Origin of the sequence: Aromatoleum buckelii, assembly GCF_012910785.2 — a bacterium.
Lineage (GTDB): Bacteria > Pseudomonadota > Gammaproteobacteria > Burkholderiales > Rhodocyclaceae > Aromatoleum > Aromatoleum buckelii.
Window position 1 is genome coordinate 796,597 of the sequence record NZ_WTVH02000008.1, and the last position, 18,990, is coordinate 815,586.

17 protein-coding genes are annotated in these 18,990 nt (G+C 66.3%); 3 read left to right on the forward strand and 14 right to left on the reverse strand.

Translation table 11 applies throughout. The features are described 5' to 3' along the window. Positions 1-18: 18 nt before the first annotated feature. From GO608_RS05690 to GO608_RS05750, 13 genes are all read right to left on the reverse strand, one after another. Entirely contained in the window at positions 19-978 is a 960-nt protein-coding gene (locus tag GO608_RS05690) for a prenyltransferase (RefSeq protein ID WP_169197104.1), read from the reverse strand. Continuing rightward, on the reverse strand, positions 975-2,429 hold the full coding sequence (gene rng / locus GO608_RS05695; RefSeq protein WP_169197103.1) for a ribonuclease G: 1,455 nt from the start codon (positions 2,427-2,429) through the stop codon (positions 975-977). The genes GO608_RS05690 and rng overlap by 4 nt, the downstream gene beginning before the upstream one ends. 92 nt (positions 2,430-2,521) lie before the next feature. Beyond that, entirely contained in the window at positions 2,522-3,142 is a 621-nt protein-coding gene (locus GO608_RS05700; protein ID WP_169197102.1) for a Maf family protein, read from the reverse strand. 176 nt (positions 3,143-3,318) lie between these two features. Beyond that, positions 3,319-4,995, reverse strand: a complete 1,677-nt coding sequence (locus tag GO608_RS05705; RefSeq protein ID WP_169197101.1) for a ferric reductase family protein — start codon at positions 4,993-4,995, stop codon at positions 3,319-3,321. Positions 4,996-5,073: 78 nt separating this feature from the next. Beyond that, positions 5,074-6,123, reverse strand: a complete 1,050-nt coding sequence (locus GO608_RS05710; RefSeq protein WP_169197100.1) for an ethylbenzene dehydrogenase-related protein — start codon at positions 6,121-6,123, stop codon at positions 5,074-5,076. Positions 6,124-6,475: 352 nt separating this feature from the next. Then, positions 6,476-6,946, reverse strand: a complete 471-nt coding sequence (gene rlmH / locus GO608_RS05715) for a 23S rRNA (pseudouridine(1915)-N(3))-methyltransferase RlmH (RefSeq protein WP_169197099.1) — start codon at positions 6,944-6,946, stop codon at positions 6,476-6,478. A 49-nt stretch (positions 6,947-6,995) separates the two neighbouring features. Further along, positions 6,996-7,367 (reverse strand): ribosome silencing factor, encoded by a 372-nt coding sequence (rsfS, locus tag GO608_RS05720; RefSeq protein WP_011238061.1) that lies wholly within the window; start codon positions 7,365-7,367, stop codon positions 6,996-6,998. After that, entirely contained in the window at positions 7,367-8,050 is a 684-nt protein-coding gene (gene nadD, locus GO608_RS05725; RefSeq protein ID WP_169197098.1) for a nicotinate-nucleotide adenylyltransferase, read from the reverse strand. Before nadD ends, rsfS begins: the two co-directional genes overlap by 1 nt. Further along, the gene (locus tag GO608_RS05730; RefSeq protein WP_169197097.1) at positions 8,031-8,807 is read right to left on the reverse strand and encodes a BPSS1780 family membrane protein; all 777 of its coding nucleotides are present in this window, start codon (positions 8,805-8,807) and stop codon (positions 8,031-8,033) included. Before GO608_RS05730 ends, nadD begins: the two co-directional genes overlap by 20 nt. A gap of 5 nt (positions 8,808-8,812) precedes the next feature. After that, positions 8,813-9,640 carry a BPSS1780 family membrane protein gene (locus GO608_RS05735; RefSeq protein ID WP_169197096.1) on the reverse strand — a complete coding sequence of 276 codons (828 nt, stop codon included), beginning with the start codon at positions 9,638-9,640 and terminating at the stop codon, positions 8,813-8,815. A 3-nt stretch (positions 9,641-9,643) separates the two neighbouring features. Continuing rightward, entirely contained in the window at positions 9,644-10,585 is a 942-nt protein-coding gene (locus GO608_RS05740) for a homoserine kinase (RefSeq protein WP_169197095.1), read from the reverse strand. A gap of 34 nt (positions 10,586-10,619) precedes the next feature. After that, complete coding sequence (locus GO608_RS05745) at positions 10,620-10,946, reverse strand: DUF2782 domain-containing protein (protein WP_169197094.1); 327 nt, start codon at positions 10,944-10,946, stop codon at positions 10,620-10,622. 162 nt (positions 10,947-11,108) lie between these two features. Continuing rightward, entirely contained in the window at positions 11,109-11,834 is a 726-nt protein-coding gene (locus tag GO608_RS05750; protein WP_169197093.1) for an LOG family protein, read from the reverse strand. A gap of 90 nt (positions 11,835-11,924) precedes the next feature. Between GO608_RS05750 and polA the strand changes: the two genes are divergently transcribed. Then, positions 11,925-14,651, forward strand: coding sequence for a DNA polymerase I (polA, locus tag GO608_RS05755; protein ID WP_169197092.1), 2,727 nt, complete (start codon positions 11,925-11,927; stop codon positions 14,649-14,651). A 27-nt stretch (positions 14,652-14,678) separates the two neighbouring features. Here polA and GO608_RS05760 read toward each other — a convergent pair whose 3' ends face one another. After that, on the reverse strand, positions 14,679-16,106 hold the full coding sequence (locus tag GO608_RS05760) for an alanine/glycine:cation symporter family protein (protein WP_169197091.1): 1,428 nt from the start codon (positions 16,104-16,106) through the stop codon (positions 14,679-14,681). A gap of 204 nt (positions 16,107-16,310) precedes the next feature. Here GO608_RS05760 and GO608_RS05765 point away from each other — a divergent pair, with 204 nt between their 5' ends. Together GO608_RS05765 and GO608_RS05770 are read left to right on the forward strand one after the other, a co-directional pair. Beyond that, complete coding sequence (locus tag GO608_RS05765) at positions 16,311-18,068, forward strand: carbamoyltransferase family protein (RefSeq protein WP_169197089.1); 1,758 nt, start codon at positions 16,311-16,313, stop codon at positions 18,066-18,068. After that, positions 18,065-18,985 carry a glycosyltransferase family 2 protein gene (locus tag GO608_RS05770; RefSeq protein WP_169197088.1) on the forward strand — a complete coding sequence of 307 codons (921 nt, stop codon included), beginning with the start codon at positions 18,065-18,067 and terminating at the stop codon, positions 18,983-18,985. Before GO608_RS05765 ends, GO608_RS05770 begins: the two co-directional genes overlap by 4 nt. The last annotated feature ends 5 nt before the right edge of the window (positions 18,986-18,990 follow it).

An 18,990-nucleotide genomic window follows, 5' to 3' on the forward strand; every position in this document is an offset into this window, starting at 1 on the left:
TCTGGGAGTTGTGTCCGATCAGCCGTGCGAGCCGAACGCGAGCGTCGCAGCGAGCACGAGACCGTGCAGGTTCGTCGCGGCGATCGTCAGCCTGATCGCCGGTGCGAGTTCGGCCGGTTCACCGGCGTGCTCGCGCAACTGCCGCGCGGCATGAAACGAGAGGACCAGCGTCAGCGCCGCGGCGGCGCACGCCTGCGGCAGGTTGTTGCGTCCGATCTGCAGCACGAGCCAGCCGTAAGCGACCAGCGCGATGCCGAAATAGCCCCATTTCGCGGTGTCGGCGCCGAGGCGCACGACGAGCGTGCGCTTGCCTGCCGCGGCGTCAGCGGCGCGGTCCGGGAACTGGTTGATGTAGAGGAGGTTCGCGACGAGCAGCGCGAACGATACGCCGGCCGCGACCGGCGTCCAGGCGAACGCGCCGCGCTGGACGAAATCGGCGCCGACCACGACGAGCAGCCAGCACGCCGCGACAGCGAATTCGCCCAGCCCGCGGCTCGCAAGCTTGAGCGGCGGCGCCGAATACGCCCAGCCGAGCACGAGTCCGGCCAATCCGATCGCAATCAGGCCCGCCCCCGCGCCGAACGCGAGCCACAGTCCGGCCGGGATCACCAGTGCGAACAGCGCGTAGCCGAATGCCGCCGTCTCGCGCAGCGTGAGCACGCCGTTCTGGATGAAGCGGCTGCCGCCGGTGAACGGATAGATGCGCTCCGAGTTTGCGGCATCGGCGCCGGTGACCGCGTCGTGAAAGTCGTTGAGCACGTTCGCGCCGGCGTGCGCGAGCAGCGCGAACAGCACCGTGACCGCTGCGCGCAGCCCATCCAGCGCAACGCCGTCGGCATGCGCCGCGGCGAGCCCGATCAGGCAGCCGGCGAGCGTGACGCTGAGGAAAGCCGGGCGTGTCGCCGCGAAGTAACGCCGCGGCGCGCTCGCGTAGCGTTGCGGCGTCGGCTCGGCGGCCGGAGGCGCAGCGCGACTCACAGCAGCACGATGTCGAACTGTTCCTGCGAGTAGCTCGCTTCCGGATGCAGCGAGATCTTCTTGCCGATGAAGTCCGACAGCATCGCTAGCGACTGGGATTCCTCGTCGAGGAAGAGGTCGATGACGTTCGGCGCGGCGAGTACGCGGAACTCGCGCGCGTTGAACTGGCGCGCCTCGCGCAGCAGTTCGCGCAGGATCTCGTAGCACACCGTGCGCGCGGTCTTGACTTCGCCGCGGCCATCGCAGGTCGGGCAGGGCTCGCACAAGAGATGGGCGAGGGACTCGCGCGTGCGCTTCCTCGTCATTTCGACGAGGCCCAGCGCGGTAAAGCCGTTGACGGTCATCTTGGTGTGGTCGCGCGCGAGCGCCTTCTTGAACTCGTCGAGCACCATGTCGCGATGCTCGACGTTTTCCATGTCGATGAAGTCGATGATGATGATGCCGCCGAGGTTTCGCAGGCGCAGCTGGCGGGCGATCGTCTGCGCCGCCTCGAGGTTGGTCTTGAAGATCGTGTCGTCGAAGTTGCGCGCGCCGACGAAACCGCCGGTGTTGACGTCGACGGTCGTCATCGCTTCGGTCTGGTCGATGATCAGGTAGCCGCCGGACTTGAGGCTGACACGCCGCGCGAGCGCTTTCTGGATCTCGTCCTCGACGTTGTGCAGGTCGAACAGCGGCCGCTCGCCGCCGTAGTGCTCGAGCAGCGGCAGCACCTTGGGGGTGTACTCGGCGGCGAAAGCGGCGAGTTTCTGGTGGTTCTCGCGCGAATCGACGAGGATGCGCGAAGTGTCGTCATCGACGAGGTCGCGCAGCACGCGCTGGCCGAGGCCGAGGTCTTCGTACAGCAGGCTCGGCGGGAAGCGGCCGGTCGCGCTGTTGCGGATCTCGTTCCACAGTTTGCGCAGGTACGCGATGTCGGCGCCGAGTTCGTCGTCGGACGCTGATTCGGCCATCGTGCGGACGATGAAGCCGCCGGCTTCGTCCGCCGGCACGAGTCGTGTCAGGCGCTCGCGCAGCGCCTCGCGCTCCGATTCGTCCTCGATGCGCTGCGAGATGCCGATGTGCTTTTCCTGGGGCAGGTACACGAGCAGCCGCCCCGCGATGCTGATCTGCGTCGACAGGCGTGCGCCTTTGGTGCCGAGCGGGTCCTTTAGCACCTGCACGGTGAGATTCTGGCCTTCGGCAAGGATGCGCTCGATCGGCCGCCCCGTGTCGCCGTTGTGTCGATCGCTCCAGATGTCGGCGACATGAAGAAAGGCGGTGCGTTCGAGACCGATGTCGATGAACGCCGACTGCATGCCGGGCAGCACGCGCACGACCCGGCCGAGGTAGATGTTGCCGACGATGCCGCGGCTCGCGGTACGCTCGACGTGCAGTTCCTGTACCACGCCCTGTTCGACGATCGCGACGCGCGTCTCCTGCGGCGTGAAGTTGATGAGAAATTCGATGCTCATTGGGAAAACCGGTAATGGGGAATGCGCAATCGATGATGTCCACATCATCGATTGCGCATTGCCCATCGCGTCCCGCAGGTGAGCCGCCGCGGCTACAAAGGATAGCCGAAGCTTTCGAGCAGCTGGGCGGTTTCGAACAGCGGCAGGCCCATGATTCCGGTGTAGCTGCCGCGGATCTCCTCGATGAACAGCGCCGCTCGCCCCTGGATGCCGTATGCACCCGCTTTGTCCATCGGTTCGCCGGTGGCGATGTAGTGGCGGATCTCGGCGTCGTCGAGGGGGCGAAAACGCACTTCGCTGATGCTCGTCCGGCTGCGCGTGCGACTGCCGTCGCTCAGCGCGACTGCGGTCAGAACGCGGTGCGTGCGTCCCGACAGCTGGTGCAGGATCGCCGCGGCGTCGGCGGCATCGGCAGGCTTACCGATGATATGGCCATCCAGTTCGAGCGTCGTGTCGGCGCCCAGCACCGCGTGATGGGGCAGCGAACGCCATTGCAGGCGCCGACATCCCGCTTCGGCTTTGGTCAGCGCGAGGCGCTCGACGTAACGTTCGACGGGCTCGCCGGGCTGCGGGGTTTCGTCGACATCCGCGTCCTGGCCGCGCTCGCCGCCGCGGAACACGAGCAGCTCGAATTGAACGCCGATCTGGCGCAGCAACTCGCGCCGGCGCGGGCTGCGCGATGCGAGGTAGATGCGGGCTTGAATGGGCTTCATTGGTGTCGGGGCGCCGGGAATGTGCAGTTCGGCCGAAATTCTACCGCGCGCGGCCCCGCAAATGCGCCGGCAATGCCCCGTTTCGGTCGATGCGGAGTGATCCCTGCGGCCTGGCCTCTTCATGCACGGTCCGCCGGGCCGTTTCTCGGCGTGCGCCGGCAAGATCGCCCGGTGACCTAGAACTGTTCCAGCCGCACCGGCCAGCCGCGGCGTCGGCAGACGCGTACGACGTCGCTGGCGAGGGCCGCCGGTCCGCAGACGAAGCAGGTGGGACGCCGGCTCTGGACGGCGATTTCGGCGGCGAGCGTCGACCAGTCGGGCATGCCGCTGCGCAGCCTCACTCCCGGCTCGCCCTGAACGCGCTCCAGCCACACCGGCGGGCGGCCATCTTCAGGCAGATCGGTGAGGTAGAAGTACCAGTGGCAGCGGATGTCCCGGCGCTCGCACAGGCGCTCGACCAGGGGGCGCACCCATTCCAGCAGCGCCGGCTCGCGCACCATCCAGACCAGGTGGAATTCGCGGTGCATCCCGGGCTCGCGCAGGATTTCCCGGATCAGGCCGAGGAAGGGTGTGACGCCGATGCCGCCAGCCACCAGCACCCATTCCCCTGTCTTCAGCGCATGGGCCACCGGACTGGCGTAAGGTCCCCGCAGATCGACCTGCAGTGTGTGCTCGGTCTTGCCGGCCAGCGTCGCCTGCAGGCGACCGGTCCAGTCGCCACTGCAGCGGATCTTGAGTACCACCGAGTCTCCTTCCGCCGTCGGACGCTGGCCGGTGAGGGAGAACTCGTGCCATTCCTTGCGCGACAGGGCGGGAATGCGCAGCCGCACGTAGTGGCCGGCGCGCAGGATCATGCCTTGGGGGCGATCGATCTCCAGGCGCACCACGTTGCCTTCCAGGGGGGTCAGCCGGGCGATGCAGTCGCGATAAAGGTGATGGCGGCGGGAAAGGTAGAGTTCGGCCGCCAGCCCGACCAGCGGCAGATAGATCCACTCCAGGCTGGGGATGTGCAGCAGCAGAAGGGCGGCGAACAGGTAGCCGAGGCGGTGGATGCGCTGGAACAGGTGATGATGCCGGCGGCGGAAGTGCTTCAGGGAGAAGATCCATAGCGCCGCCCCGAGGACGAACAGCACGAGGCCGCTCATGTTGATGCGGAATTGGCGCGACTGGATGTTCTCTCCGGTCCAGGAAGCCGCCTCCGCGTAATTGGTGATGGGCATCCCGGGAATCGCGTAGGTCTGGGTCGACGAGCTGCTGTGGCACTTGCCGCACTCATCCTTGATGAAATACCCCAGTTCCGCCTCGTACATGTCCTTCGGCATGCCGGCGGCGATCCAGCGCTCGGTGATGTCGATGTACTCGTCGTCGCTGACGAACTCGTACATCGTGGTGCGCATGGCGCGCAGCAGATCCGGCTCACGGCCGAAGAGGATGTCGGTGAAGGGGGCGTTGAGGGTCGTGAAATAGCCCAGGTAGTTCGCGCCATGCACCAGGGCGAGGGCGATGAACAGGTGGCCGAGCCAGCGGTGGACGGACTTGGCCTTGTCCAGCGGCAGCCCCTCGCCCAATCGGGAGCGGCGCAGCGCCGAGACGGCATGGCGCATCACCGGCAGCCACAGGACGGCAAGCACCACCAGGAGGGACCAGGCGGTGCCCCGGGCGAGCCGCATGGGCAGGTTCGTGGTCTCGTTCGACTGGTAGATGAAGCCGAGGTAGAACTGGGCGACCAGGGCGGCGCTGAAGAGAAGCAACCAGGGGATGCCCGACCACAGGTTGTGGCGCGCAGTGAGCCGGCCCGGACGCCAGCCTCCCGGCGCTGCAGTCGAGACGGCGAGTATGTTGCGGGTATTCATGCTGGCAAGCCTCCTGGTCGGAGCGGGCGTGAACGGTTCCCGGTACCGGCGCCGGCATGCCGGCGCCGGCGCTCGGTCTCAGCGCTTGAAGGTGAAGGCGACGGCTTTCTTGTGGAACAGGTGGTTGATCTGGGCGTGGTCGAAAATGGCCAGGCCGAAGTGGTAAGTCCTGGCCAGGTCGGCAAATTGCACGTCCTGTTCGGTCGCTCCTTCCCCTGCGGTGACGCGCTTGCGCTTGATCTCCAGCGTCCAGTAGCCGTCCTTCCACACGCCTTGGGCCGCGATGTCGGCCCGGGAGCCTTCGAAGCCGCGGGCGACGATGCCGTTCACCCTGTCCCCCGGCTTGAAATCGTCCTCGAACGCGACCTTGGTCGGCTCGGCCACCAGATGACGGTGCCGGGTCACCTTGGCGCCGTTCATCCAGGCCGGCAGCTTGCCGTCGGCGCTCTTGTTGTCATAGTAGCCGCCAGTGCCGACGTCGCTCTTGCGCCCCCACTCCTTGTTCTCCTGCCGGCTGGCGTCCACGTACTGGTCGTCGGCGAGGCCGACGGGACCAGTGCGGGTCGATTTCCAGTGCCACATATCCACCGTTTCACCCTTGCTCCTGGTGTAGTGGCGACCGGCGGATTTGTCCTCGACGCCTTCGATCAGACCGTTCTCGGGCAAGTGGCAGGACATGTCGCAGCCCTTCTTCTCGAAACCCTTCTGATCGATGTTCCAGAACAGGGAGACTTTGTCCTCGTACCATTGGTTTTCATGGCCGGTGCTGTCCTTGTTCATCATCTGCTTCCAGCTGCCGTCGGCCTGCTTGATCCACGGAAAGCGCTGCAGGCTCTCGGTCGGGTCCTCGTAGCGCAGCAGGAAATAGACGTGCTCGTCGTCGTGGAGGGCGCGCAGTTCCGCCTCCGTGTCCTTGATTCCGTCATAACCGCTACTCGGCTTGTAGGGCAGTTCGTTGAGGGTCAGGGTAAGCGGGACAGCCTTGCTCCAGGCCTTGTCCGGGACGCCGTCAATGGCGATCGGCTGATCAGTGCGGAAGGACTGGAGTTGTAGCGGGGAGGCGGCCTGGGCGCCGGTCGCGCCGAGCAAGGCAGACAGGGTCAGGACGAGGATATCCGGTTTGTTCATCGACTCTACTCCGGGAGATGAGTTGGCTCCGATTGACGGCGCATGGCGACATGCAGCGCCGCGGAGTTGCGGGGGAGGAGAGTCGGGGAAGCCACAGGCCATCTTCCGCTCCTGCCTCGGCGAGGCTGCGTCAATGGCTGGCGGAAGGCAGGGCATGCCTGCTGGCTGGCTGGCTGGCGATCCCGCGCTGGCGGGGTCATCTATCATAACAACGATAATGATAATGAGTCGCACTATCGTATGCAAGCGTTGAGCTGCCACTATGCCGGAGAAATGGTCCTTGCTGTGTGCAAGCAGGGACTACAACACCGACAGAGCACGCTGGGAGGTCGCGGCAATCGTTAGTGTGGTGCTACTCGCGATGATAGGGATGATTTTTGAGCACGCTCCACGCGCGATACAACGCTTCGGCAAGGAGCGGGCGGACCAGTGCATGCGGGAGCGTCAGGCTCGACAGGCGCACCCGCTCGTGCGCCGTCGCCTTCAGCGCGGGGGACAGTCCGTCCGGGCCGCCGACGATCAGCGCTACGTCCTCGCCGCCGGCCTGCCAGGTTTCGAGGCGGCGTGCGAGCGCCATCGTCGTCAGGTCGGTACCGTGCTCGTCGAGGATCACGCGCCGACAGCGCGCCGGAAGCGCCGCTTCGATGCGCGTCGCTTCGGCCGCCATCATCGCGTCGACGGTCTTGCCGGTCGTGCGCGGCTCGGCCTTCACTTCGACGAGTTGCAACGGCAATTCGCGTGGCATCCGTCGCGCGAATTCACCGAAACCGGCTTCGACCCATGCAGGCATGCGCGTGCCGACGGCGACGATCAGCAGCTTCATCGGCGACGACGGCCGCGGCAGCCAATGGCGTAGCGCCGCACCCTGCGGTTCATTCGGACGCCAAGTGAGCCGTGCCCGCAGCGACGCGCGAGCGCTTCGGCGTCGTCGCCCACAGTTCCTCGAGGTTGTAGAAGTCGCGGGTGGCCGGCTGCATGATATGCACGACGATGTCGCCGAGATCGACCAGCACCCATTCGCCGGTCTCCTCGCCTTCGACGCTGACAACATGGCCGCCCGCTTCCCTGACCTTGTCCTGCACGTTGCGTGACAGCGCCCGTGTCTGCCGGTTCGAGTCGCCGCTGGCGACGACGATGCGGTCGAACAGCGACGTGAGCTTGGTGGTGTTGATGACCTCGATGTCCTTGGCCTTGATGTCCTCGAGGGCGTCGACGACGGTTTTCTGCAGTTTGCGTATGTCCATCAGCTTCCGTGATAAAGGTGGTGTCGCTCGATATAGTCGAGGACCGGATCGGGCAACAGATAGCGGGCACTGCGTCCCGCCTGGATCAGGCCGCGCACCTGCGATGCAGAGATCGCGAGCGGCGTCATGTCGAAGGGAACAATCCGGCCGGCGGGTGATTCGCGCACGGCTCCCGGATCGTTGCTCATGTGATCGCTGCACACGGCGTCGAGTTCCGGCGACAGGATATCCGACCGGCGATCGCGGTGCGGCGCATATCCCGGGCGGTTTGCCACCGCGACATGGGCGAGCTGCAGGATGTCGCGCCAGCGGTGCCAGGTCGGCAGGCCCTCGAACGCATCGGCGCCGAGGATCAGCACCAGCGGACGCTGCGGGCCGAGTGCCGCGCGCAGGCGCTCGAGCGTCAGCGCAGTGTAGCTCTTGCCTTGCGCGAATACTTCGGCGTCGTCGACCGTGAAAGCCGGATTGCGGGCAGTCGCCAGCCGCACCATCGCCAGCCGGTCGGCGGCGCGGGAACGCGGCGCGCCGCGGTGAGGGGGGTCGCCGGCAGGAACGAAGCTGACCTGGCTGAGCCGCAATGTTTCGTGCGCCTCCTGCGCGAGGCGCAGGTGACCGATGTGGATCGGGTCGAAGGTGCCGCCGAAGATGCCGAGCGGCCCGGACTCAGGGTTCGCGGCGCTCATCAAGGGCGTCACGGAAGACGTCGCGCGCGTTGGCGTAGAAGCTGGCGAACACGATCGGGATCAGCAGTACCGGCAGCGGCACCGAAAACAGCGTCGCGAGCGTCGGCGAGACGAGCCCCAGCATGCCGATGACGAGGCCCGGCAGGAGCACGCAGAAGATCATCAGCGCGACCGAATAGGCGAGGAACGGGCGCCAGTTGCGCAGGCACGCGATGAAGCTGAAGAACATCGCTTTCTGCGGCGCAATGTTCCACCAGCCGGCGAGGATCGGCGCGAACCAGTAGGCCATCATCACCGGCGTCGACAATGCGATCGCGATCAGCAGCGCGGACGTGAAGCCGGGCGCGTCGGCTGCCGCTTCGGGATCGACTTTCTCGCCGCCGGTCATGATCTGCAGCAGGGTGCCGCCATCGGCGAGCGAGGTCAGGAACAGCACCAGCAGGCTGCCGGCGAGGTACAGTGCGCCGATCGTGACGAGCCCGCGCAGGTTCTGTTGGAAGCCGGAGAACAGCACGTCGGGGCCGGCCTTGCGGCCCTCGTCGATCTCGCGGCAGGTGTTGAGCACGCCGAGCGAGAACACCGGCATCAGCAGCGATGCGAGCGGCTGGCCGATCAGCGGCACGACGCTGAGCAGAACCAGCATCAGCAGGTAGCCGAGCGAAGCGAAGGTCAGCAGCGCCGGGTTGCGGCGCCAGATCACGAGGCCTTCGCCGAGCCAGGCGAAGCCGCGGGCGAGCGGCAGTTGTCGTACTTGCATGCGGTCTATGACTCGTGGTCGGTGTCGGGCGCCGGACCGGGGGCCGGCGCCGAAGCGGGTGGGGCGGGCAGCGGCAGCGCGGGGCGCTCGGCGAACGTGTCCTGCCAGGCGGCGTAGAGCGCACCGGCGAGCACCGGGACGAGGACCAGCATGCCCAGTCCGGCGGGAAGCATCGCGACCCACGTCAGGACGTACAGGATCACGCCGAGGATGACGAAAGTCAGCACGTTGGACAGGCACGCCTGCGCCGATAGTTTCATCGCGTCGAGCGGCGACACGTCCTGCAGCATCACCAGCGCCGGCGCGAACCACAGCGCCATCACGAGCAGCACCCACAGCACGGTGAACACGACGACTGCCAGCATCATGCCGCCGGCGGCCAGCCCCATGCCTGCGAAAGCGCCGACGAGCATGCCGGTGAGCGCCGCGCTGCCGCCGACTGCCGCCGCGATCAGCGCCGCGAGCAGCGCGCCGAAGAGATGGAATGCGCCGATCATCAGCAGGTTGCCGGCGTGATGGCGCAGCCCGTCGAAGAGATGGTCGACGCGCAGAGGCTGGCCGCGGTCCACCGCCTGCGCCCCCGCGAGCATGCCGGCGACCAGCACCGGGAAGGCCAGCGGCGCCACTGCCCAGCCGAGGAACGGCACGAAACCGAGCGCGCTGAGGATGACGATCAGGATTACGGTCTGGATCATCCATACGCCGGGTCGCGCGGTGAACATCCGCCAGCCGGCGGCGAGCCACTGCAGGGTCTGTCCCGGCGCGACATGGCCCGGTTCGGGTAGCGGATGGCGTCGCCGCGAAGCGCCGGCGCCGGGATGCGGATCGGTCATCGTTCAGACAGGGAGGGAGTGGGGGGCGGCGATGTGCCGGCGCAGGATGTCGCGGTATTCGGCAGGCGGCTTGACGAGCACCATCTCGCCCGCTTTGGGCAGATGGAAGTCCTCGGCGCGCGACAGCCAGAACCGCAGCGCTGCGCCGCGCAGCATCGCCGGCCACGCGTCGCGCTCCGCGGCTTCGAACGGGCGCTCGGCGTGGTAGGCGGCGAGCAGCGCTTCGGCGCGGGACGGGTCGAGTTCGCCGCGAGGCGTTGTGCACCAGTCATTGACGGTGACTGCGACATCGAACAGCAGCGCGTCATGGCCGGCGAAGTAGAAATCGATGACGCCGCCGATCCGGTCGTCGTCCCACAGCACGTTGTCGCGGAAGAGATCCGCGTGGATCACGCCGCGCGGCAGCCGGTCGTACGCGACGCCCGTCTGGAATGCGAGCTCGATATCGAGCAGCGCCTGCTCGTCGGCCGGCAGGAAGGGACGCACGCGTGCCGCCGCAGCATCGCGCCAGGCTGCGCCGCGCGGGTTGTCCTGCCTGCGGCCGTACGACAGGCCCGCCAAGTGCAGCCCGGCGAGCATCGCACCGACGCACGCGCAGTGGGCCGTGCCGGGCGTCATCTCGGAATGCCCGGAGAGCCTCCTGACGAGCGCGGCGGGCCGGCCGCTAAGGGTGCCGAGGTATTCGTTGTCGCGGTTGGCGATCGGCGCCGGCACCGGCAGGCCGTGACGCGCGAGATGCGCCATCAGGTGCAGGTAGAACGGCAGCTCGGCGCGCGGGATCGCCTCGAACAGCGTCAGCACGTAGCGGCCGAGCGTCGTCGTGACGAAGAAGTTGCTGTTCTGCACGCCCGCCGAAATGCCCTGCAATTCGACCAGCCGGCCGACCGCATAGCGGCCGAGCCACGCGGACAGCTCCTCGGTCGAGACGGGGGTGAAGACGGACATGGGCTGGTTGGCGGGCCGGTTCAGCGGACGTGCGTCACCAGGACTTGATGACCCACATCGGCACCGACAGCGTCGGCATGACGTCCTGGCGCGCCATGACGCCGTTGCCTTCGTGGTCGACGAGGTAGTAGGGGACGCCGTGCGGCGGCGTCACCTTGATCATGTAGAGGCGGCCACGGATGCGATATTCCTGCACCGTGTCTTCACCGCTTTTCTTGATCGTCACTTCCGGTTCGAGCGATTCGTCGCTCATGCCCGGTGGAATCGGCGGCGGTTCGGGAATCGGCTCGAGTTGCGGCGGCCGCTGGGCGGCAACCGGGCCGGCGATGGCCATCAGCAGGACGATCAGGGTGCGGCGCATGGGGCTCTCCTTGGATGAGGCCGATTCTAGCAGAGGCGCGCCGAAACGCCCGTCGCGCAAGGCGCTCGCGTCGGCGAAGGGTTCGCATGGCATGCCGCGGGCAAGTCGCCGGCCGGCACGGGATTCCTTCGTCACCTGTCCGCCCGGGCGGCGGAAGGACGCTCACAGGTTCAGCATCAGCTCGTGCTCTTCGGGCAGCGGCAGGAAGCCGCGCGTTTCGTAATGCTTGAAGATCGCCTCGACTACGTCTTCGGGCTTGTCGATCAACTGGATGAGGTCGAGATCCGCCGGGTTGACCATGCGTTCGGCAATGAGGCGGTCGCGGAACCAGTCGAGCAGTCCTCTCCAGAACGGTTCATGAACGAGGATGATCGGGATGTTGCGGCTTTTTCCCGTCTGGATCAGCGTCATCGCTTCCATCAGCTCGTCGAGCGTGCCGAAGCCGCCGGGCATGACGACATACGCCGACGCGAACTTCACGAACATGAATTTGCGCGCGAAGAAGTGCTGGAAGGTCTGCGAGATGTCCTGGTAAGGATTTGCCGCCTGCTCGAGCGGCAGCTGGATGTTGAGGCCGATCGACGGGCTCTTGCCGAAATACGCGCCCTTGTTCGCAGCTTCCATGATGCCGGGGCCGCCGCCGGAGATCACCGCGAAGCCGGCGTCCGACAGCAGCCGGCTGATGCGCTCGGTGAGCATGTAGTACATGTGGTCGGGCGGCGTGCGCGCGCTGCCGAAGATCGACACCGCCGGGCGGATCGCGTTGAGGCGTTCGGTCGCCTCGACGAACTCTGCCATAATTCCGAAGATTCGCCACGACTCGCGCGCATTGAAGCGCGGAGTCGTGCTGCTCGGGGCGCTGAGGGGGATTTTTTCTTTCGCCGTCATGTTGTTCTCGATTCTCGTCTCACGGGATCCGCCCGGGTATCGGTTTGATTCCCGCCGCATCGGCCCCGTTCTCCGAAGGATGTTTTTCCGATGCCCGTCCTGCTGCTCGTCGATGGTTCCAGCTATCTCTACCGCGCGTTCCATGCCTTGCCGGACCTGCGGACGTCGAAGGGGGAGCCGACGGGGGCGATTCGGGGTGTCCTGTCGATGCTACGTCGCCTCGAAAGCGACTACAAGGCAGAGTTCCGCGCCTGCGTGTTCGATGCGAAAGGCAAGACTTTCCGCGACGACTGGTATCCGCAATACAAGGCGCACCGCCCGTCGATGCCGGACGACCTGCGCGCCCAGGTCGAACCGCTGCACGAGGCGGTCAAGGCCGAAGGCTGGCCGCTGCTGTGCGTCGACGGCGTCGAGGCGGACGATGTCATCGGCACGCTGACGCGCCGGGCCCTCGAGCGCGGCTGGGAAGTGGTGATCTCGACCGGTGACAAGGATCTCACGCAGCTCGTGCGCCCCGGCGTGCGGTGGGTCAACACGATGAGCGACGAAGTGCTCGACGAAGCCGGCGTCACCGCGAAGTTCGGCGTGCCGCCGACACTGATCGTGGACTACCTCGCGCTCGTTGGCGACACCGTCGATAACATTCCCGGCGTCGAGAAATGCGGCCCGAAGACGGCGGTGAAATGGCTCACCGAATACGGCACGCTCGACAACCTCGTCGCGAACGCGGACAAGGTCGGCGGCAAGGTCGGCGAGAACCTCAGGAAGCATCTCGAATTCCTGCCGCTCGGCAAGCGGCTCGTGACCGTCGCGACCGACCTCGCGCTGCCGATCCAGCTCGAGGACTTGCCGGCGCGCGACGACGACAAGGTCGCGCTGCGCGCGCTGTACGAGCGCTTCGAATTCCGCGGCTGGCTGCAGGCGATCGACGCCGCCGCGAAATCAGGCGTTGGTGCCGATTTCGCGGAAAACAACGATGGCCTGTCCCCGGTTGCCGAGCCCGGCGCACACCGCGCCGGCTATGAGAGCATCCTCGACTGGCCGACGTTCGACCGCTGGCTGGCGAAGCTCGAAACTGCCGAGCTCATCGCGTTCGACACCGAGACGACCAGCCTCGACCAGATGGCCGCGCAGCTCGTCGGCATGTCGTTCGCGATTGTCGAGGGCGAGGCCGCATACCTGCCGCTCGCGCACATTTATCCGGCGGCGCCGGCGCAGCTGCCGCTCGCCGAAGTGCTCGCGAAGCTCGGGCCGTGGCTCGAATCCGACGCGCACGCGAAGCTCGGGCAGAATCTCAAGTACGACGCCCACGTGCTCGCGAACCAAGGCTTGCGGCTCGGCGGCATCGCGCACGACACGCTGCTCGAGTCCTATGTGCTCGAGAGCGACAGGCCGCACGACATGGATTCGCTGGCGAAGCGCCACCTCGGCCTCGACACGATTCCCTACACCGCGGTGTGCGGCAAGGGCGTCGGCCAGATCTGCTTCGACCAGGTCGCGATCGAGCGTGCCACCGAATATGCCGCCGAGGACGCCGACATCACGTTGCGGCTGCACCGCACGCTGTGGCCGCAGATGGAGGCGGCGCCGGCGCTCGCCGCGCTGTACCGCGACATCGAGATGCCGGCGATGGCGGTGCTGTTCGACATGGAGCGCACCGGCGTGCTGATCGACGCGTTCCTGCTCGCGCAGCAGAGCGAGGAACTCGGCCGCCGGCTGATGACGCTCGAGCGCGAGGCCCACGACCTCGCCGGCCAGCCGTTCAACCTCGGTTCGCCGAAACAACTCGGCGAGATCCTGTTCGGCAAGCTCGGCCTGCCGGTCGTCAAGAAAACCTCGACCGGCCAGCCGTCGACCGACGAGGAAGTGCTCGCCCAGCTTGCCGACGACTACCCGCTGCCGAAGCTGCTGCTCGAGCACCGCGGACTGTCGAAGCTGAAAAGCACCTACACCGACAAGCTGCCGCGCATGGTCAATGCGAAGACCGGCCGCGTGCACACGAGCTTCTCGCAGGCGGTCGCGGTCACCGGCCGGCTCGCGAGCTCGGAACCGAACCTGCAGAACATCCCGATCCGCACTGCCGAAGGACGCCGCATCCGCGCCGCGTTCATCGCGCCGCGCGGCCACGTGATCGTCTCGGCCGATTATTCGCAGATCGAGCTCCGGATCATGGCGCACCTGTCGAACGACGCGCGGCTGCTGCAGTCGTTCGCCGAAGGGGAGGACGTGCACCGGGCGACCGCCGCGGAGATCTTCGGCACGACGCCCGGCGAGGTCACGAGCGAGCAGCGCCGCTACGCGAAAGTCATCAACTTCGGCCTGATCTACGGCATGAGCGCGCACGGCTTGGCGAAGAACCTGGGCCTCGAACGCGCCGCGGCCGCGGCCTACATCGACCGCTACTTCGCGCGCTACCCCGGCGTTGCCGCGTACATGGAACGGACCCGCAGCGAGGCACGGGCGCGCGGCTACGTCGAGACGGTGTTCGGCCGCCGGCTGTATCTGCCGGAGATCCGTGCGAGCCAGGCCGGGCGGCGCCAGGCCGCCGAGCGCGCGGCGATCAACGCGCCGATGCAGGGCACGGCCGCCGACCTGATCAAGAAGGCGATGATCGCGACGCGGCGCTGGCTCGCCGACGCGCAGCTGCGTTCGCGGCTCGTGCTGCAGGTGCATGACGAACTCGTGCTCGAAGTGCCGCGCGACGAACTCGAAACGGTGAAGGCGACGCTGCCCGGCGTGATGACCGGTGTCGCCGACCTGTCGGTGCCGCTGCTCGTCGAGGTCGGCCACGGCGAGAACTGGGACGAAGCGCACTGAACAGCGGCTGCTCGGGTTTTTGCCGCGTCACTTCTTCCAGTAGTCGGCGTTGTGGATGCCGAGCTTTTCGGGGTCGAACGTCGGGTCGAGGCCTGCCTTCTTCTGGCGCTCGTAATCGCGCAGCGCGACGAGCGCCGGTTTCTGCAGGATCAGGATCGCGATGATGTTGAGCCACGCCATGACCCCGACGCCGATGTCGCCGAGATCCCACGCCGCGCTCGCCGTCCTGACCGCGCCGTAAGTGACTGCGCACAGCATCAGCAGCCGCAGCACGAAGACCAGCCATGGACGGTGCACCTTGCGGTTGATGTACGTGAGGTTGGTCTCGGCGATGTAGTAGTACGCGACGATCGTCGTGAAGGCGAACAGCGCCAGCGCCAGCGCGACGAAAATGCTGCCGAAGCCGGGCATCACCGATTCGACCGCGGCCTGCGTGAAACCAGGGCCGGCTTCGACCCCCGGCAGCGCCTCGACGAGCATCGAGCCGTCGGGGTGCCTGACGTTGTACATTCCCGTTGCGAGCAGCATGAACGCGGTCGCCGAGCATACCAGCCATGTGTCGATATACACCGAGAACGCCTGCACGTAGCCCTGCTTCGCCGGGTGCGAGACTTCGGCCGCGGCCGCTGCGTGCGCACCCGAACCCTGGCCCGCCTCGTTCGAATACACGCCGCGCTTGACGCCCCATTGCACCGCGAGGCCGAGCACCGCGCCGAAGCCTGCTTCGAGTCCGAACGCGCTGGCGAAGATCAGCCGGAACATCTCCGGCACGCGCTCGACGTTGAGCAGCACGATCACGAGCGCGACGAGGACGTACGCCAGCGCCATGAACGGCACGACGAATTCGGCGAAATGCGCGATCCGCTTGACGCCGCCGAAGATGATGAAGCCGAGCGTGATGACGATCAGCGCCGCCGTCACCGCGGGCTCGATGCCCCACGCGGTGGTCAGGCCGGAGGCGATGCTGTTGGCCTGCACGCCGGGCAGCAGCACGCCCATCGCGATCACGGTGGCGACGGCGAAGATCCACGCATACCAGCGCTGGCCCATCGCCTTTTCGATGTAATACGCGGGGCCGCCGCGGTACTGGCCGTTGTCGTCCTTTTCCTTGTAGATCTGCGCGAGGGTCGACTCGACGTATGCGGTCGACGCGCCGAGGAACGCGACCATCCACATCCAGAACACCGCGCCCGGCCCGCCAAACGTGATCGCGGTTGCGACGCCGGCGATGTTGCCGGTGCCGACCCGTCCGGACAGCGCGATCGCGAGCGCCTGGAACGACGACACGCCCGCCTCCGAGCTCTTGCCGCTGAACATCAGCCGGATCATCTCGCCGACGCTGCGCACCTGCATGAAGCGCGTGCGGATCGAGAAATACAGGCCGACGCCGAGGCACAGATACACGAGCGCCGGGCTCCAGACGTAGCTGTTGATCGTGGATATCAGGCCGTCCATGGTTTTTCCCTTGTCGTTCGCTGCACTGCCGGTGCGGGCGATTATCACGGCAACGGGCGCGCAAGCCAATTTGCCGGCCATCGAACATCGCAAGACCGCCGGTTTCGGCGATCGGCGCCGGGAAGGTATACTCGCCCGCTTTATGCGGCTGCGCACCGCCCTTTCCGCTGCGAGCGGGCGTTTGCGAACGATGAGACCCCACCCTTGGCTCTGACCCTACTCGGATTGTCCGGCGCGCTGACCCACGACCCTTCGGCGGCGCTCTATATCGGCGGCCAGCTCGTGGCTGCAGCCGAAGAAGAGCGCTTCGTGCGCGACAAGCACGCAAAGAACCGGATGCCGTACGAAGCGGCAAAGTTTTGCCTCGAGTTCGCCGGCATCGAGCCGGACGACGTCGACGCGGTCGCGATCCCGTTCGCACCGATCAGCATCATGGAGCCGGCGCGCTGGCACTATGCGAAGCGCTACTGGTACGCGCCCGACCGCGGGCTCGATGCCATTTTGGCCGGCAACCGCCGCTTCCATCGCTATAAAAAGCGCATCGAATGGTGCCTGCAGCAGCTCGGCTTCGATCCGAAGAAGACGAAGATCGTGCCGGTCGAGCATCACCTCGCGCACGCATCGAGCGCCTATCACTGCTCCGGCTTCAAGGAGAAGACCGCGATCCTCGGCATCGACGGCAAGGGCGAATACGCGACGACGTTCTTCGGTTACGGCGAGAACGGCCGCATCCACAAGATCAAGGAGTTCTACGACCCCGATTCGCTCGGCGGCCTGTACGGCGCGATCACTGAGTACCTCGGCTTCGAGATGCTCGATGGCGAATACAAGGTCATGGGCATGGCGCCCTATGGCGACCCGGGCAAATACGACTTCTCGCGCCTGGCGAAATTCGACAACGGCGAGCTCGTCGTCGACACCGATTACGCGAACGTGATCGGCTTCCGGCGCTACAAGGAAAACGGCAAAGGCTACTATTTCTCGCCGAAGCTCATCGACTGGCTCGGCCCGAAGCGCGCCGGCGACATCGCCGACGAGCCGTACATCCATTACGCCGCGAGCATGCAGAAGCTGTTCGAGGACCTCGCGCTGCAGATGATCGACTATTACCTCGGCGACATCCTGCGCGACACCGGCCGCCTCGCGTTCGCCGGCGGCGGGGCGCTGAACGTCAAGCTCAACCAGAAAATCATCGCGCGCCCCGACGTGCGCGAGCTGTTCGTGCAGCCGGCGTCCGGCGATTCGGGCACCGCGATCGGCGCCGCATCGTATGTATCGGTCGCGCGCGGCGTCCCGGTCGAGAAGATGGAACACGTCTATCTCGGCCCGCGCTACACGAACGAGGAGGTCATCGCCGCGTGCGCGAAGCACCCGTCGCAGCCGCAGTGGCAGCAGATCGCCAACGGCGACGCCGAAGTGCCTGCGCGCATCGCCAAGATCCTCGCCGACGGCAACCCCGTCGCGTGGTTCCAGGGGCGCATGGAGTTTGGCCCGCGCGCGCTCGGCGGTCGCTCGATCCTCGGCTGCCCGAGCGCCGCAGGCGTCGCCGATCGCATCAACGAGCAGATCAAGTTCCGCGAGCGCTGGCGCCCGTTCTGCCCGAGCATGCTCGACACCGTCGGCCCGCGGATGCTGCAGACCGACCACCCCGCGCCGTTCATGACTTTCACGTTCGAAGTCGCCGACGAATGGAAGACGCGCGTGCCCGAAGTCGTGCACGAGGACGGTACGTCACGCGCCCAGGTCCTGAAGCGTGAATTCAACCCGCGCTACTACGACCTGATGCTCGAACTCGAGAAACTCACCGGCAACGGCGTCGTGCTGAATACGTCGCTGAACCGTCGCGGCGAACCGATGATCTGCTCGCCGACCGATGCGCTGAACATGTTCTTCGGCTCGGATCTGCAGTATCTGGTGATGGAGGATGTGCTGGTCGTAAAGGGAGTGGATGTGCCGACATGATAGCGTCGGCCGGCTTAACCATCAGTGTCGTCATCCCTGCGTACAACTATGCGGCGACGCTGCCGCGTGCGGTCGAATCCGTCGTGAACCAGCTGGGCCCGGCGCATGAGCTGATCGTGATCGACGACGGTTCGACCGATACCACTCCCGAAGTCCTCGCGGAACTCGCCCACCGGCATCCGCATGCCTTTCGGGCCGTGCGCAAAGAAAACGGTGGCCTTTCGTCAGTCCGCAATCGGGGCATACGGGAAGCTCGAGGGAGCTATCTGATATTTCTCGATGCCGACGACGAACTGCTGCCCGGCGCGCTGGCGGCGCTGGACGAGCACATCGACGCTCATCCGGACACTTGCATGGTGATCGGTGGGCACATCAGCGCCTGGCCCGATGGAAAACGTCGCGAAGACATTCCACCGGACCTGCCTGGCCAGCCGTTCGACCGTCTGCGCGCCTACCTGCTCGACAAGCGGCTCGCACTTTCGAACGGTGCCTGCGCGATGCATCGTGACGTGTTTTCCCGCGGCGGTTACCCGGAGCAGTTTCGCAGTGCCGAGGACATTCCGGTTTTCGCGCAGGTGCTGGCGAACTATCCGTGCAGCGTGCTCAAGAGGCCGCTCGCATGCATCCACAAACATGACGACAGCCTTCGGCATCAATTCACCCACGCGAAGGCGGGCGGATTGGCGCTGGTTGACGAAATATTCTCGCCGAGGCGACTGGGGAGCGAATTCCAGGAGCTGAAAGGGCGCGTGTACGTGCAGCGCTGTCTGTCGCTGTTTCGCAGCGCCTATCTTGCCGGGGACGCGGCTGCGGCCAAAGGATACTTTCGCGCCGCGCTGAAACAGGATCGACGGGTCATTTTTGCCGGGGCTTATGTTCGAAAAGCCCTGCGGCTGTGGGTTTGCGGCAGCCGCTGATGCAT